This window comes from Streptomyces sp. NPDC008092 (genome assembly GCF_042957285.1).
Taxonomy (GTDB): Bacteria; Actinomycetota; Actinomycetes; order Streptomycetales; family Streptomycetaceae; genus Streptomyces.
Genome location: NZ_JBIBHY010000004.1, coordinates 350,371 through 364,927, shown reverse-complemented (window position 1 = coordinate 364,927; position 14,557 = coordinate 350,371). Strand labels below are relative to the sequence as shown.

Here is a 14,557-nt window from a genome sequence, read left to right as displayed (position 1 = left end):
CCAGGCGGTGCGGTACTGCCCTCCGGCACGGCGATCAGGGTCAGATACGGCGTTCCAGGTCACGGAAAGGTCACCGGACGGGCAGGAACACCACACTAACGGGGCATTGTGCGGAGGCCCGGCCGTTACGTGAAGGAGAGACCGTCCTCACGCCTGCTTCTCACTCCCGCCTGAACAGGCCCGCCGGAACGGCCCGCTTGAAAAGGGGTGCAACCGGGGGATGAATGCGGTGTGGTCGAAAACACTCCCAGCCCGTTACCGGGAGATGGTGGCGCGTCCACCAGGCATGAGGGGAGACTGGCCACAGATCGTCCCGGCGCGAGCCACGCGCCGCCGACGCCCAAGGAGGCACCCGTGCCGCATGTCCTGGTCCTCAACGCGTCGTACGAGCCGCTCGGCGTCGTACCGCTCCGCCGCGCGCTCGTCCTCGTCCTGGAGAACAAGGCTGTCGCCTTGGAGGAATCCGGCGCCTATATGCACAGCGCAACCGTCACAGTCCCCGCACCCAGCGTGGTCCGGCTCAAGCGATTCGTACGGGTTCCCTACCGGGGGCCCGTTCCTCTCACCCGCAGGGCGCTCTTCGCGCGCGACGGGGGCCGGTGCATGTACTGCGGTGGCGTCGCAACCAGCGTCGACCACGTCATCCCGCGCAGCCGCGGGGGTCAGCACGTCTGGGACAACGTGGTGGCGTCCTGCCGCCGCTGCAACCACGTCAAGGCCGACCGCCATCTCTTCGAGATCGGCTGGCGGCTGCGGCACAAACCAGCCCCACCCACCGGCCTGGCCTGGCGCATCATCGGGACCGGCCATAGGGACCCGCGCTGGCTGCCGTACTTGCAACCGTACGGCGCGGACGACGCCCTGGCCCGGATCGACGGCATCTCCGCCTGACGATCCGGGCCTTCGCATACCCCGTGGCTGCCCGCTCGGCCACGGGGTCCTCCGGCACGCGCACGCCCCGGCCCCGGGGCTCCCCTGCGCCCCCGGGACCGCAGACCGGACGCTCGTGCGGCGCTCGTGCGGCGGTCACGCGTAGCGCAGCTCCGCCGGGCGCACCGAGCGGCGCAGCAGGGGCAGCGAGGTGGCCGCGGCGAGCAGACAGCACGCGTACACGCCTACCGGGACCAGCAGCGCCGCGTACGGCACGCCCGCGGCGGTCCGCTCCCCGGCGAGCGCCGAGTACCAGACCCCGATCCCCGTGCCGCCCGCACCCGCCACCGCGACCGCGGGGAGCAGCGGCAGCGCGGTCTCCAGCAGCAGCGCCCGGGCCAGCACCCCGTGCGGCACCCCGACGGCGGTCTGGACCGCCAGGCCCCGGCGCCGGGCGGCCAGGGACTCCGCGGTGCCCACGGCGAGGGCGGACAGGACGATCGCCAGAGCGAGGAGGATCGCGGCGGCCGTCAGATCGAGCCCGTCGGTGTAGTACGACAGGCCCATCCCGAGCCGCCCCTCGCGCTCGGACGCCCGCAGATCGGCGAGCAGCACCTGCCGCACCCCCACGAAGCCCGTGCCGACGACCGTCACGAGCAGCACGGCCGCATGGGTCCGGGCCGCCGCCCACGGGTCGTCGCGCAGCCGTTCCGCCGCGATCAGCATCACGGGGCTGCCGGTGCGGGCGGCGAGCGCCGAACCCAGCCGCCGGGACGACCAGCCCGCCAGCCACACCGCCGTGGCGCCCACCAGCAGGCACAGGGCGAAGACCACGAGCGGGCCGACGGCGAGCCCGAACAGGGGCGGCGAGAAGGGGTCGCGCACGAACACGGCCACCACCACGAACAGCGCGGACACGCCCAGCAGGACGGTCGCCACCAGGAACAGCCGCCCCGGGCCCGCCGTCCGTACCCGCCGTACGACACCCAGCGGCGACGCCACCACGCGGCGCAGCGACAGCACGCTCACCGCCGCGCCGGCCGTCGGCACCAGCAGCGTCACCGCGGCGATCCCGGCCCAGGCCAGGGGAGCGGGGTGGGACCACAGGCGGAGCAGGACCGGCAGCGAGACCGCCGTGGCCGCGGCGGAGCCGGCCAGACAGGCGAGCCCCGACTCCAGCGCCGCGATCCGCCGCACCTGCGCGGCCCCGGCCCCCGCCAGCCGCAGCGCGGCCAGCCGCCGGTCGCGGTGCACGGCACCGATCCGCGCGCTCTGCCCGAGGAACCCGTACACCGGAACGAGCAGCATCGCCAGCGCTGCGACCACGCCGCCCCGGGTCCCCTCGTCGTCCAGCAGCCCGCCGCCGACCCCGATGTGGAGGTGGCCGTCCAACGGCACGAGCACGGCGACCGCCGTCCCGAGCCCGGTCGCGAGGGCGGCCCCGGCCGCCGTCAGAACGACCCGCCACCACTCCCGCCGGTCCGACCCCCGGGTCAGCAGCCAGGCGAGCGCCAGATCGGCCCTCACGCGGTCACCTCCGCCGGCAGCACGGCCCCGTCGCTCAGCCGCACCTCGCGGTCCGCGTACGCCGCGACCTGGGCGTCGTGCGTGATCAGCAGCACGGCCGTACCCGACTCGCGGGCCGTGTGCACCAGGGCGGTCATCACCTGCTCGCCCGCCAGCGAGTCCAGCGCCCCCGTCGGCTCGTCGGCGAAGACCACCTTCGGGCCGGTCACCAGCGCCCGTGCCAGGGCGACCCGCTGCGCCTGGCCGCCGCTCATCCCGCCCGGCCGCGACTCCTCCTGTCCGCGCACCCCGAACCGCTCCAGCCACTCGCCGGCCCGCGCCCGGGCCTCGGTGCGGGCCGCTCCGGCCAGCATCAGCGGCAGCGCCACGTTGTCGAGTGCGGTCAGTTCCGGGATCAGCTGCCCGAACTGGAAGACCACGCCGAAGTCGGAGCGCCGCAGCTCGCTCAGCCGCTTCTCCGGCAGCCGGTCGAGCCGCGACCCGTCGTAGGTCACCGCCCCCGCGTCCGGCCGCACGATCCCGGCCAGACAGTGCAGCAGCGTGGACTTGCCACTGCCGCTGGCCCCGGTCACGGCGAGGATCTCGCCGGCGCGCAGCTCGACCGAGGCGCCGCGCAGTGCCGCCGTCCTGCCGTGCGCCTTGACGAGGTCCCGGCCCGCCAGCAGCGGCGCCGGGGAGTCCCCCTTGTTGGTCATGCTGCGTCGACCTCCGCGGTCAGAGTGGTCAGCCGGTCCGCCGTGGTGTTCATCCAGCGGAGGTCGGCGTCGAGGTGGTTGAGGGCGTAGTCCGCCGAGAGCACGGTCGCCAGATCGGCGCCCCGGGCCGTCTTCACGGCCGTGAGTTCCCGCATCCGCTCCATGTGCGCGGCACGCTGGGCGCGCAGGTAGGCGGCCGGATCGCCGCCGGCCAGGATCGAGACGACGACCTTCGCGAAGATCTCGTTCGCCACGAAGGGCGCGGGCGGCGCGATCTCCCCGGCCCAGCGGGCCAGTTCACGTGCCCCGTCGTCCGTCGACCGGTACAGCGTCCGCTCCGGCCCCCCGTCGGCGTCGGTCCCCTCGATCTCGGCGAGACCGTCCCGCACCAGGCGCTGCAGGGTCGTGTACACCTGCCCGTAGGCCAGCGGACGGGCCTGCGGAAAGCGTTCGTCGTGGCGCCGCTTGAGGTCGTAGCCATGACTCGGCCCTGCCTCCAGCAGCCCCAGAAGGATGTGCCGGGTGCTCATGGGGAGCAGTATGCACTGGATATATGTACCGAGTGAATAGTGCCCCCGGGAAACCCCGCCCCGCCGCCGTCCCGCCGTCCCGTCGAGACGACGACCGCGGCATGCCTCGCACCGTCGCCGTCCGTGACTCCGGAAACCCTGGCGGTCCGGTAGCCCGCCGAGCCGCGAAGGCCCGGGTGGAGTTCATCGCGGCGCAGCGCTGATCGCGTGGTCCGCGGGGAGTGCCCCCGCAGCGACGGGGTAGGCCTGCTCTGACCCGGCAATCGCCGCCGTACCCGACGTTGTGACGAGGAGGCCGCCGTGGCCGCAACGGTGCATCATCCGATCCCGGCCCAGTTCAAACCCCCGGTGCCGGCCGAGGAGGAGTCCCGCCTGTGCGTGTTCAGCGCCGAGAGCGCCTGCGCCGAGGCCCCGCTGACCAGTGAGCCGCCGTCGGCCGACGCCGAGCCCCTCACCAGTGAGCCGCCGCTGGCCGACGCGGTCCCGCTGACCAGCGAGCCGGGGTTGTAGATGAACGAAGCCCTGGACCCGGGGCTGTGCCGGCTCGCGGAGCTGCACGGCGTCGCCACCTCCTACAACCCCGCCCCGGACCGTACGGTCGCCGCCTCCGCCGGTGCCGTGACCGCCGCGCTGGCCGCCCTGGGCGTCGACGCGAGCGGCCCCGACGCCGTCCGCGCCGCCCTCGCCGGCCGGGAGCGGGAACTCGCCGAGCGGCTGCTGCCGCCGACGGTCGTCCACTGGGAAGGCACCGGCGACATCGCCCTCGGCCTGCCCGCCGGCACCCGCCTGGAGGTGCGGACGGAGGACGGGGAGAGCCGCGACGACCTGGCGGGGCTGCCGCTCGGGGTGCACCTGCTGACCGCCGCCGCGCCCGACGGCCGTACCGCCCGCGCCCACCTGGTCGTCGCCCCGGACCGGCTGCCGACCCCCGCCGGCCGCTCGTACGGCATCCTCGTCCAGCTCTACTCGCTGCTGTCCCGCCGCTCCTGGGGCATGGGCGACCTCGGCGACCTCGCCGAGCTGGCCGACTGGGCCGGACGCACCGCGGGCGCCGGATTCGTGCAGGTCAACCCGTTGCACGCGGCCGTACCCGGCGCCCCGACCGACCCGTCCCCCTACCGGCCGTCCTCCCGCCGCTTCCCCGACCCGGTGCACCTGCGGCCGGAGGCCGTCCCCGAGTACACCGGGACCGGCTCCGTCGCGGACCGCGCCGGACACCTGCGCTCCGCCGTCCTCGACCAGGGCGCCCTCATCGACCGGGACGCCGTGTGGGCGCTGAAGCGGGAGGCGCTGGAGAAGGCGGCCGCCGCACCGCTCGCCCCCGGCCGGCAGGCCGCCTACGACGCCTTCCGTGCCGCGGAGGGGCAGGCACTGGAGGACCACGCCACCTGGTACGCGCTCGCCGAGCGGTACGGCTCCGACTGGCACCGCTGGCCCGAGGCCCTGCGCGACCCCCGCTCGCCGGAGACCGCCCGCGCCCGCGCCGAGCTGGCCGACCGCGTCGGCTGCCACGCCCGGCTCGCCTGGCTCACCGTCACCCAGCTCACCGCCGCCCAGCACACCGCCCGCGACGCCGGGATGCCGGTCGGGATCGTGCACGACCTCGCCGTCGGCGTGCACCCCGCGGGCGCCGACGCCTGGGCCCAGCAGGACCACTTCGCCGCCGGGATGTCCGTCGGCGCCCCGCCCGACGCCTTCAACGCCCGCGGCCAGGACTGGGGCCTGCCGCCCTGGCGCCCCGACCGCCTCGCCGCCTCCGGCCACGCCCCGTTCCGTGAACTCCTGCGCGCCCTCTTCCGGTACGCCGGCGCCCTGCGCATCGACCACGTGATGGGCCTGTTCCGGCTGTGGTGGGTGCCCGAGGGGCGGCCGCCGACGGAGGGCACGTACGTCCGCTACGACGCCGAGGCCATGCTCGCCCTGCTGGCCCTGGAGGCGACCCGCGCCGGAGCGGTGGTGATCGGGGAGGACCTCGGCACCGTGGAGCCGGGAGTGCGCGAGACGCTGGAGCGGCACGGGGTGCTCGGCACGTCCGTGCTCTGGTTCGAACGGGACTGGGACGGCGACGGCCGCCCGCTGCCCCCGGAACGCTGGCGCGCCGACTGCCTCGCCACCGCCACCACCCACGACCTGCCGCCCACTGCCGCCCGCCTCACCGGCGAACACGTCGAACTCCGCGACCGCCTCGGCCTGCTCACCCGCCCGCTCGCGGAGGAACGTGCAGAGGCGGCGGCCGACACCGCGGAGTGGCTGGCCCTGCTGACCCGCCTCGGCCTGCTCGCCGCCTCCGAGTCCGGCGACGAGGAGGCCGAGATCCGTGCCGTCCACCGCTTCCTGCTCCGCACCCCGGCCCGCATGATCGGCGTCTGGCTCCCGGACACCGTCGGCGACCGCCGCCCCCAGAACCTCCCCGGCACCTGGGACCAGTACCCGAACTGGCGCCTCCCGATCGCCGACACCAAGGGCCGCCCGGTCACCCTGGAGGAGCTGACGGCCTCGGAGCGGGTACGGGCACTGTTCCGGACCCTGCACACGGACGGCCCGTCCACGGCGTGACGGCCACCCGTGCACGGCGTGACGGCCACCCGTGCACGGCGGGTCGGCCAACCCGGCCCCCGGACGGCCCCCGGACGGCCCGCGGGCCGTCCGGGGCGCCGGTCGACGATCCTTGAGGCATGCGTGCCGCCCGCCTGATCCGCATGGCTCTTCTCGTCCAGTCGAGCCCCGGCCTGACCGCCGACGCCCTCGCGCGCGAACTGGACGTCTCCAGGCGCACGGTGATCCGTGACGTCCAGGCGCTGCAGGAGGCGGGCGTGCCCGTCCGGTCCGAGCGCGGCCGCGCGGGCGGCTACCACCTGGCGCCGGGCCACCGCACCCGGCTCACCACGCTGCATCCCACCGAGGCCGAGACGCTGTACCTCTCCGGCCTGCCCACGGCCCTGCGCGACCTGGGCCTGTCGGACGCGGCGGACACCGCCCGGCTGAAGCTGTCGGCCACCCTGCTCCCCTCGCTGCGCGCGGCGGCCGAGTCCTCGGTGCGCCGCTTCCACCTGGACGCCCCGGCCTGGTTCCGCGAGCCGTCCGCACCGGAGCTGCTCCCGGAGCTGGCCCGTGCCGTGTGGTCCGACCGCACCGTCGAGCTGGACTACGCACGGCCCGGCCGGGACGGCGCCCCGCCCCGCACGGTGACCCGCCTGCTGGAGCCGTACGGGCTCGTCCTGAAAGCAGGGGTCTGGTACGTCGTGGGCCGGGTCCCGGCCGAGCGGATGACGGGCCGGGACAGCACCTGGCGCACCTACCGCGTCGACCGCGTCACCGCGCTCGCCCCCGCCCCCGGCGACGGCGAGCCCTTCGTCCGCGACCCCTCCTTCGACCTGGCCGCGCACTGGCAGGCGCACGCCGCCGGGTTCGCCCGGGCGCTGCTGCGCACGACCGTCACCGTGCGGCTCACCGGGCGCGGCCTGCGCCGCCTGCCCGCCGTGGCGGACCCGGCCGGCGTGGCCGGGGCGCTGGCGTCCGCGGCCGCGCCGGACGCCGCCGGGCAGGTCACGCTCGACCTGCCGATGGAGTCGGAGGACGTCGCCTTCGGCCAGCTGACCGGGCTGGGCGCGGACGTGGAGGTGCTGGCCCCGGCGGGCCTGCGCGCCCGCTTCCGCGAGCACGCGCGGGCCCTCGCCGCCGTGTACGGCACGGAACCGGAGGACCGGCGGCCGGACGACGGTCAGCGGTAGTCGTCCGGCGAGCCGTCCTTCCCGCCGTACAGGACGTCCTCGAAGTACGCCAGGGCGTCCGGCCGGCTGCCGTCCACGTCCCGCACGCCGTAGGTCCTGGCGAGCTCCGCGCTGGAGGTGGACCTGCCGTTCCAGCGGGCGGCCCGGTCCGGGTCGGCGGCGAGCGCGGCGACCGCGCGGGCGAGGTAGTGCGGTGACTCGGCGACGGCGAAGTGCGGATCCTGGGCGACGGCGTCGCGCCAGGTCTCCTCGGTCACGCCGAAGTGGGCGAGCATCTGCTCCGAGCGCAGGAAGCCCGGCGTGACGGCGACCGCCGTGCCCCCGTACTCCGCCAGCTCCTGGCCCAGCCCGAAGGCGATGCGGATCGGGGCGTTCTTCGCGAGGTCGTAGTAGAGGTTCTCGCGGTAGCGGCGGTTGGAGACCGCCGTGCCGTCGGTGACCTCCACGTGCAGCGGCGCGTCCGAGCGGACCAGGAGCGGCAGGGCGAGTGCCGCGGTGATCAGGTGCGAGCGCACCCCGAGGTCCAGGATGCGCAGGCCGTCGGCGAGCGGTGTCTCCCAGCTCTTCTTGCCGAAGACGGAGCCGACGAGCAGGTGCTCGCCGCCCCAGAGGTCGTTGACCAGGATGTCGAGCCGTCCCTGCTCGCGGCCGATCCGCTCGACGAGGACCCGGACCCGGTCCGGTTCCAGGTGGTCGGTGGGGACCGCGATGCCGGTGCCGCCGGCCGCGGTGACCAGGTCCGCGGTCTCCTCGATGGTCTCCGTGGTCCGGCCGACCTCGCTGGCGCGGTCGCGGGTGGTGCGGCCGGTCACGTAGACGGTGGCGCCGGCCCGGCCGAGTTCCACGGCGAGGGCACGTCCGGCGCCGCGGGTGGCACCGGCGACGAGCGCGATCCGGCCGGCGAGCGGGGCGCCGACGTGCGGGGCGCCGATGCGCCGGGTGCCGGTGTCCGTGTCTTTGTTGTCCATGGCACCACGGTGCCTGCCAAAGGTGACAGTTCACGTCACCTTTTTCCGGAGATCCGCGCGCGCCCCGGGCGACGGCGGCTTACGGGTACCCCCGGACGCGCGCCCCCCAGGTCGGCCCGCTAACTTTGGCTTCGTGGACAAGAAGAACGCCCTGCGCGCCGGCGCCCTGGCTGCCGGTACGACGCTGATGATGCTGCTCATGTCGTCGCCCGCCCTCGCGCTCACGCGTGACGACGGTGACGACCCCGGCAAGGGCCTGAGCGTCGTCCAGACGCTGGGTCTCTACGTCCTGGCCCCGCTCGTGCTGTTCGCGGTCATCGCGGGCCTGGTGATGGTGCTGGACAAGTCCAAGGTCCGGGTGATCAAGCCGAAGGCCACCAAGGCGTAGGCCCGCGGCGTAGGCCCGAGGCCTCCTGCTCCGACTCCGCCGAGGGCGCCGGCCGCCTTCCGTACGTACCGCACGTACGGGAGCCGACCGGCGCCCTCGGCGCGTTCGTCACGGGCTCGGCGCGGTCAGGTACCGCTGCACGGTCGGCCCGAGCCACGCCGTGATCTCCTCGCGCGTCAGCGCCACGACCGGCGCCAGCCGCACCACGTAACGGGTCAGCGCGATCCCCAGCAGCTGCGCGGCGCACAGCCCCGCCCGCGTCACCACCTGCTCGGGGTCCGGGCACACCCGCGCCGCCAGCGGCACCACCTGCTCCCGGAAGATGGCCCGCACGCGCTCGGCCCCCGCCTCGTTGGTGACGGCGACCCGCAGGACCGCGGTGAGCTCCTCGTTCGCCTCCCAGAGGTCCAGGAAGTGGTCCACCACCGCCCGCCCGGCCTCGGCGTCCGATACCTGGGACAGGTCGGCCATCCGCAGGTCGACCGTGACGGCGGCCGCGAAGAGGCCGTCCTTGCTGCCGAAGTAGCGCATGACCATCGAGGGGTCGATGCGGGCGTCCTTGGCGATGGCGCGGATGGTGGCGCGCTCGTAGCCGTCGGCGGCGAAGCGCTCGCGGGCGGCGGCCAGGATGGCGGAGCGGCTGGCGTCGGAGCGACGCACCGCCGGACCGTGCGCCGGGCTGTTCGCCGGACCATGCGCCGGGCCCTTCACCGGACCGTTGGCCGGGTCTGTGTTTCCACTGGGAGTGCCGATCATGCCAACGAGCGTAGGCCAACACGTGTAGGCCAACAAGTGTTGACTGCGGATTCGGCCCGCCCTAGGCTTGTCAACAAGCGTTGGCCAACGAGTGTTGGTCATCGGATGTTGGCAACCGAGCGCAGACATCCAGGAGGTCCTCATGAACGGCACCCCGGGAACCGCCGGCGAAACCACCCGCGTGATCGTCGTCGGCTCCGGTCCCACCGGCCTCCTCCTCGCCGGTGACCTCGCCGCCGCCGGGATCCCGGTCACGCTCCTCGAAAAGCGCCCCCACAAGATCAGCAACCTCTCCCGCGCCTTCGCCCTGCACGCCCGCGCCCTGGAGCAGCTCGATTCCCGGAGCCTCGCCGACGAGCTCGAAGCCGTCGGCGAGCCGCTCGCCCGCCTCGACCTCTTCGGCGGACTCACCCTCGACCTGGGCGACCTGCCCTCCCGCTTCCGGCACGTCCTCGTCCTCCCGCAGTACGAGGTCGAGAAGGTGCTGGAACGCCGGGCGGCCGAGGCGGGCGTCGACTTCCGCAACGAGTGCGAGGTGACCGGCCTGACCCAGGACGCGGCCGGGGTCACCGTGCACGTCAGGGGTGGCGAGAGCCTGCGTGCCGCGTACGTGGTCGGCGCCGACGGCATGCACAGCGCGGTGCGGGAGGCGGTCGGGCTGCCGTTCCCGGGGCGGTCGGCGATCCGGTCCGTGGTCCTCGCCGACGTGCTGCTCGCCGAGAAGCCCGCGACGCTGCTGACGGCCGCCGCGGTCGGCGACGCGTTCGCGTTCCTGGCGCCCTTCGGCGACGGCTACTACCGCGTCATCTGCTGGCACCGCGGCCGTGACGTCCCCGACCACGAGCCGGTCGGCCTCGACGAGGTCAGGGAGATCACCCGGCTCGCGCTGGGCCGGGACTACGGGATGCACGACGCCCGCTGGATGTCCCGCTTCCACAGCGACGAGCGCCAGGTGCCCAGCTACCGGGTCGGCCGGGTCTTCCTGGCCGGCGACGCGGCACACGTGCACACCCCGGCCGGCGGCCAGGGGATGAACACCGGACTGCAGGACGCGGCCAACCTGAGCTGGAAACTCGCCGCCGTGCTGCAGGGCCACGCGGATCCCGGCCTGCTCGACACCTACCAGAGCGAACGCCACCCGGTCGGCAGGTCCGTGCTGCGCAGCAGCGGCGCCCTGGTCCGCCTCGCGATGGCCAAGGGCCCCATGCTGGCGGTGCGTGCCGGACTGATCCGCGCGTTCGGCCTCGCGGGCCCGGTCCGCCGCAGGGTCATGGCCCAGATCACCGGCATCGGCTACCGCTACCCCGCCCCGCGCGGCGCCCACCCGCTCACCGGCACCCGGGTTCCCGACCTCGCCCTGGCCGACGGGGGCCGCCTGTACGAGGCCCTGCGCGGCGGCCGGTTCGTCCTGGTCACCCCGGCCCCCGCCCCCGCCCCGGCCCAAGCCCCGGTCTCGGTACCCGGCCCGGCCCCGGATCCGTACGACGCGGGCCGGCGGTACGGCGACCGGCTGGCCGTGGCGCACTGGCGGAGCGGCCGCCGTACGACCGTTCTGGTGCGCCCCGACGGATACGTGGCCTGGGCGGGCGAGGACGTCCGGGCGGCGGACATCGAGGAGGCGCTGGCCACCCACGTCGGGTGACCGGTTCAGGCGACGGTGAAGTCGGCGGCCCTGGTGGCGAGGGTGGTGTGCCCGTCCTTGGCCGTGGCGAGCACGGCGATGTGCCAGGCGCCGTGCGCGGACGAGGCGGCGTCGGCGGCGGACACCGCGGTCCTGTACACGCACCGGACGGTGTTCCCGCCGGCCGGCGTGCAGGCTGCCGACTCCACCTCGGCCATGTCCCTGGCGGTCAGCGGCTTCGTGGCGAACTCGGACTTCTCGGGCCAGGCCAGCACCTTCAGGTTCTTGACGCCGGAGGGCGCGGTGACCTCCGTGGTGAAGGAGAGCGAGCCCTGGTGACCGGCCTGGGGCGCGGTGTAGCGGACGGTGCTGTGCGCCAGGGCGGGCGACGGGTCCTGGTCGCCGGCGTAGGCGAGGGCGAAGGCCCCGGCCCCTCCGAGCACGACGACACCGGCGACCACGGACAGGGCGATACGACGGGACATGGCGAGTTCTCCGTAACTGACTCGGACCGGCTCAGGGTGTCCGAGCCGAATGGACCCGGCGCTCTCTGCCGCGCCGTTGCGTCGATCCTCGCAACGCACAGCCGCCCCGGGCGTGAGCACGGATACTCAACTCGTCCTGGGTGATGGGTACTTCGCACATAGGTCGGGGCGCCCGGTGGAGATGCCACCGGGCGCCCCGCCGGGCGGTACCGCCTACTGGGCCGCCGCGTCCGCCGCCTGGGCCTTCAGGGCGCGCTCGACGCCCGCGCGGGACTCCGAGACGAGCCGGGCCAGGGCCGCGTTCGGCTGGGCCGCGGCCAGCCAGGTGTCCGTCCTGGCCAGGGTCTCCTGGGAGACCTGCAGGGACGGGTAGAGGCCGACCGCGATCTGCTGGGCGATCTCGTGCGAACGGGAGTCCCACACCGACTTCAGGATCTCGAAGTACTTGTCGGTGTACGGCGCCAGCAGCTCACGCTGGTCGGTCTGGACGAAGCCGCCGATCACCGCCTCCTGCACGGCGTTCGGCAGCTTGTCGGAGTCGATGACCGACGCCCAGGCCTCAGCCTTCGCCTCCTCGGTCGGACGGGCGGCGCGGGCGGTGGCCGCGTGCCGCTCACCGGCGGCCGTCCTGTCCCGCTGGTACTCGCCCGCGATCTCCGCCTCGTCGAAGCGGCCGACCGCCGCGAGGCGCTCCACGAACGCCCAGCGCAGCTCGGTGTCGACGGCCAGGCCCTCGATGGTGTGGGTGCCCTCCAGCAGGCTGTCCAGGAGGTCCAGCTGCTCCGGGGTGCGGGCGGCGGCCGCGAAGGCACGGGCCCAGGCCAGCTGGTGGTCGCTGCCCGGCGCGGCGGACCGCAGGTGGGCCAGGGTGGCGTCGGTCCAGCGGGTGAGCAGGGCCTCGCGGGCGGCCGGGTCGGCGTACAGCTCGACGGCGAGCTTCACCTGGCGGTGCAGGGACTGGACGACACCGATGTCCGACTCCTTGCCGATGCCGGACAGCACGAGGGACAGGTACTCGCGGGTGGGGAGTTCCGCGTCCCGGGTCATGTCCCAGGCCGACGCCCAGCACAGCGCGCGGGGGAGGGAGGACTCGAAGTCGCCGAGGTGCTCGGTGACGAAGCGCAGCGACTGCTCGTCGAGGCGGACCTTGGCGTACGACAGGTCGTCGTCGTTGAGCAGGAACACCGCCGGGCGGGCGCGGCCGGCCAGCTGCGGTACGGCGGTCAGCTCGCCGTCCACGTCCAGCTCGATCCGCTCGGTGCGCACCAGCTTGCCGGTCGCCTCGTCGAGGTCGTACAGGCCGATCGCGATCCGGTGCGGACGCAGCGTCGGCTCGCCCTTGGCGCCGGCCGGGAGCGCCGGGGCCTCCTGGCGGACGGCGAAGGAGGTGACGACACCCTCGGCGTCCGTCTCCACCTCCGGGCGCAGGATGTTGATGCCGGCCGTCTGCAGCCACTTCTGCGACCAGGTGCCCAGATCACGCCCGGAGGTCTCCTCCAGGGCGCCCAGCAGGTCGGACAGGCGCGTGTTGCCGAACGCGTGCCGCTTGAAGTACGCCTGCACGCCCTTGAAGAACTCGTCCATGCCGACGTACGCGACCAGCTGCTTCAGGACGGACGCGCCCTTGGCGTACGTGATGCCGTCGAAGTTGACGAGCACGTCGTCCAGGTCGCGGATCTCGGCCATGATCGGGTGCGTGGAGGGCAGCTGGTCCTGCCGGTACGCCCAGGTCTTCATGGAGTTGGCAAACGTTGTCCACGAGTGCGGCCAGCGCGAGCCGGGGGCGTACGCCTGGCAGGCGATGGAGGTGTAGGTGGCGAACGACTCGTTCAGCCACAGGTCGTTCCACCACTCCATGGTGACCAGGTCGCCGAACCACATGTGGGCCAGCTCGTGCAGGATGGTCTCGGCGCGCGTCTCGTACGCCGCGTCGGTCACCTTGGACCGGAAGACGTACTGGTCGCGGATGGTCACCGCGCCCGCGTTCTCCATCGCGCCCGCGTTGAACTCCGGCACGAAGAGCTGGTCGTACTTGGTGAACGGGTACGCGTAGTCGAACTTCTCCTGGAACCAGTCGAAGCCCTGCCGGGTGACCTCGAAGATCGCGTCCGAGTCGAGGAACTCGGCGAGCGAGGGCCGGCAGTAGATGCCGAGCGGCACGCTCTGGCCGTCCTTCTCGTACACGCTGTGCACGGAGTGGTACGGGCCGACGATCAGCGCGGTGATGTACGACGAGATGCGCGGCGTCGGCTCGAAGACCCAGATGTCGTCCTTGGGCTCGGGCGTCGGCGAGTTCGAGATGACCGTCCAGCCGGTCGGGGCCTTCACGGTGAACTGGAAGGTCGCCTTCAGGTCCGGCTGCTCGAAGGAGGCGAAGACCCGGCGGGCGTCCGGCACCTCGAACTGGGTGTAGAGGTAGGCCTGCTCGTCGACCGGGTCGACGAACCGGTGCAGACCCTCGCCCGTGTTGGTGTACGCGCAGTCGGCTACGACCCGCAGGATGTTGCGGCCCGCCAGCAGGCCCGGCAGCGCGATCCGGGAGTCCGCGAAGACCTCGGCGGGGTCGAGGGCGTCCCCGTTCAGGGTGACCTCGTGGACCGCGGGGGCCACCAGGTCGATGAAGGACGCGGCGCCGGGTTCGGCGACGTCGAAGCGCACCGTGGTCACGGACCGGTAGGTACCGCCCTCCTGCGCGCCGGAGAGGTCGAGATCGATCTCGTACGAGTCAACGGTGAGCAGCTTCGCCCGCTGCTGTGCCTCTTCGCGAGTCAGGTTTGTGCCAGGCACGCGGTCATCTCCTCGTTATGTGTGGGTTGCGCCATCCTTCCACGGCATCCCGGTGGGGGGCGACGAGGGAAAACCCCACGGATTGAGCGCGCCGGGCCACGGGGGCGCCCCGTCAGGGGCGCTGGGGGTACCCCCGGCCGAAGGGCGGGGGAGGAACTGCGCGACCAGCCCTCACGCACCTGCACCCGCACGACGGCCG

At 74.0% G+C, this 14,557-nt stretch carries 13 protein-coding genes; 6 read left to right on the top strand and 7 right to left on the bottom strand.

Annotation, left to right across the window (positions count from 1 at the left end; translation table 11 throughout):
• Nucleotides 1-354 precede the first annotated feature (354 nt).
• Complete coding sequence (locus ACFZB3_RS14650) at nucleotides 355-891, top strand: HNH endonuclease (RefSeq protein ID WP_181805740.1); 537 nt, start codon at nucleotides 355-357, stop codon at nucleotides 889-891.
• 135 nt (nucleotides 892-1,026) lie between these two features.
• On the opposite strand, the gene ACFZB3_RS14645 is transcribed toward ACFZB3_RS14650, so the two are convergent.
• The 3 genes from ACFZB3_RS14645 to ACFZB3_RS14635 are packed head-to-tail and all read right to left on the bottom strand — an operon-like array spanning nucleotide 1,027 to nucleotide 3,622.
• On the bottom strand, nucleotides 1,027-2,397 hold the full coding sequence (locus ACFZB3_RS14645; protein ID WP_391374851.1) for an FtsX-like permease family protein: 1,371 nt from the start codon (nucleotides 2,395-2,397) through the stop codon (nucleotides 1,027-1,029).
• Nucleotides 2,394-3,092 (bottom strand): ATP-binding cassette domain-containing protein, encoded by a 699-nt coding sequence (locus ACFZB3_RS14640; protein WP_391374848.1) that lies wholly within the window; start codon nucleotides 3,090-3,092, stop codon nucleotides 2,394-2,396. The genes ACFZB3_RS14645 and ACFZB3_RS14640 overlap by 4 nt, the downstream gene beginning before the upstream one ends.
• Complete coding sequence (locus ACFZB3_RS14635) at nucleotides 3,089-3,622, bottom strand: helix-turn-helix transcriptional regulator (RefSeq protein ID WP_391374845.1); 534 nt, start codon at nucleotides 3,620-3,622, stop codon at nucleotides 3,089-3,091. Before ACFZB3_RS14635 ends, ACFZB3_RS14640 begins: the two co-directional genes overlap by 4 nt.
• Nucleotides 3,623-3,922: 300 nt before the next feature.
• On the opposite strand from ACFZB3_RS14635, the gene ACFZB3_RS14630 reads away from it, so the two are divergent.
• From ACFZB3_RS14630 to ACFZB3_RS14620, 3 genes are all read left to right on the top strand, one after another.
• Nucleotides 3,923-4,132: a hypothetical protein gene (locus ACFZB3_RS14630; protein WP_391374843.1), complete on the top strand. Its 210-nt coding sequence runs from the start codon at nucleotides 3,923-3,925 to the stop codon at nucleotides 4,130-4,132.
• Entirely contained in the window at nucleotides 4,133-6,178 is a 2,046-nt protein-coding gene (gene malQ / locus ACFZB3_RS14625) for a 4-alpha-glucanotransferase (RefSeq protein ID WP_391374840.1), read from the top strand.
• Nucleotides 6,179-6,297: 119 nt separating this feature from the next.
• Complete coding sequence (locus tag ACFZB3_RS14620; protein ID WP_391374838.1) at nucleotides 6,298-7,353, top strand: WYL domain-containing protein; 1,056 nt, start codon at nucleotides 6,298-6,300, stop codon at nucleotides 7,351-7,353.
• Here the strand turns inward: ACFZB3_RS14620 and ACFZB3_RS14615 are convergent.
• Nucleotides 7,344-8,321 (bottom strand): SDR family oxidoreductase, encoded by a 978-nt coding sequence (locus tag ACFZB3_RS14615; protein ID WP_391374835.1) that lies wholly within the window; start codon nucleotides 8,319-8,321, stop codon nucleotides 7,344-7,346. The genes ACFZB3_RS14620 and ACFZB3_RS14615 overlap by 10 nt on opposite strands.
• Before the next feature lie 133 nt (nucleotides 8,322-8,454).
• Between ACFZB3_RS14615 and ACFZB3_RS14610 the strand changes: the two genes are divergently transcribed.
• Nucleotides 8,455-8,709, top strand: a complete 255-nt coding sequence (locus tag ACFZB3_RS14610) for a hypothetical protein (RefSeq protein WP_391374832.1) — start codon at nucleotides 8,455-8,457, stop codon at nucleotides 8,707-8,709.
• Nucleotides 8,710-8,817: 108 nt separating this feature from the next.
• Here ACFZB3_RS14610 and ACFZB3_RS14605 read toward each other — a convergent pair whose 3' ends face one another.
• Nucleotides 8,818-9,369, bottom strand: coding sequence for a TetR family transcriptional regulator (locus ACFZB3_RS14605; protein WP_391374829.1), 552 nt, complete (start codon nucleotides 9,367-9,369; stop codon nucleotides 8,818-8,820).
• A 238-nt stretch (nucleotides 9,370-9,607) separates the two neighbouring features.
• Between ACFZB3_RS14605 and ACFZB3_RS14600 the strand changes: the two genes are divergently transcribed.
• Nucleotides 9,608-11,107 carry an FAD-dependent monooxygenase gene (locus tag ACFZB3_RS14600; RefSeq protein ID WP_391374826.1) on the top strand — a complete coding sequence of 500 codons (1,500 nt, stop codon included), beginning with the start codon at nucleotides 9,608-9,610 and terminating at the stop codon, nucleotides 11,105-11,107.
• Nucleotides 11,108-11,112: 5 nt separating this feature from the next.
• Here the strand turns inward: ACFZB3_RS14600 and ACFZB3_RS14595 are convergent, their stop codons facing one another.
• Together ACFZB3_RS14595 and pepN are read right to left on the bottom strand one after the other, a co-directional pair.
• Nucleotides 11,113-11,571 carry a DUF5707 domain-containing protein gene (locus ACFZB3_RS14595; protein WP_391374823.1) on the bottom strand — a complete coding sequence of 153 codons (459 nt, stop codon included), beginning with the start codon at nucleotides 11,569-11,571 and terminating at the stop codon, nucleotides 11,113-11,115.
• 213 nt (nucleotides 11,572-11,784) lie between these two features.
• The gene (gene pepN, locus ACFZB3_RS14590) at nucleotides 11,785-14,358 is read right to left on the bottom strand and encodes an aminopeptidase N (RefSeq protein ID WP_391374821.1); all 2,574 of its coding nucleotides are present in this window, start codon (nucleotides 14,356-14,358) and stop codon (nucleotides 11,785-11,787) included.
• Between the last annotated feature and the right edge of the window lie 199 nt (nucleotides 14,359-14,557).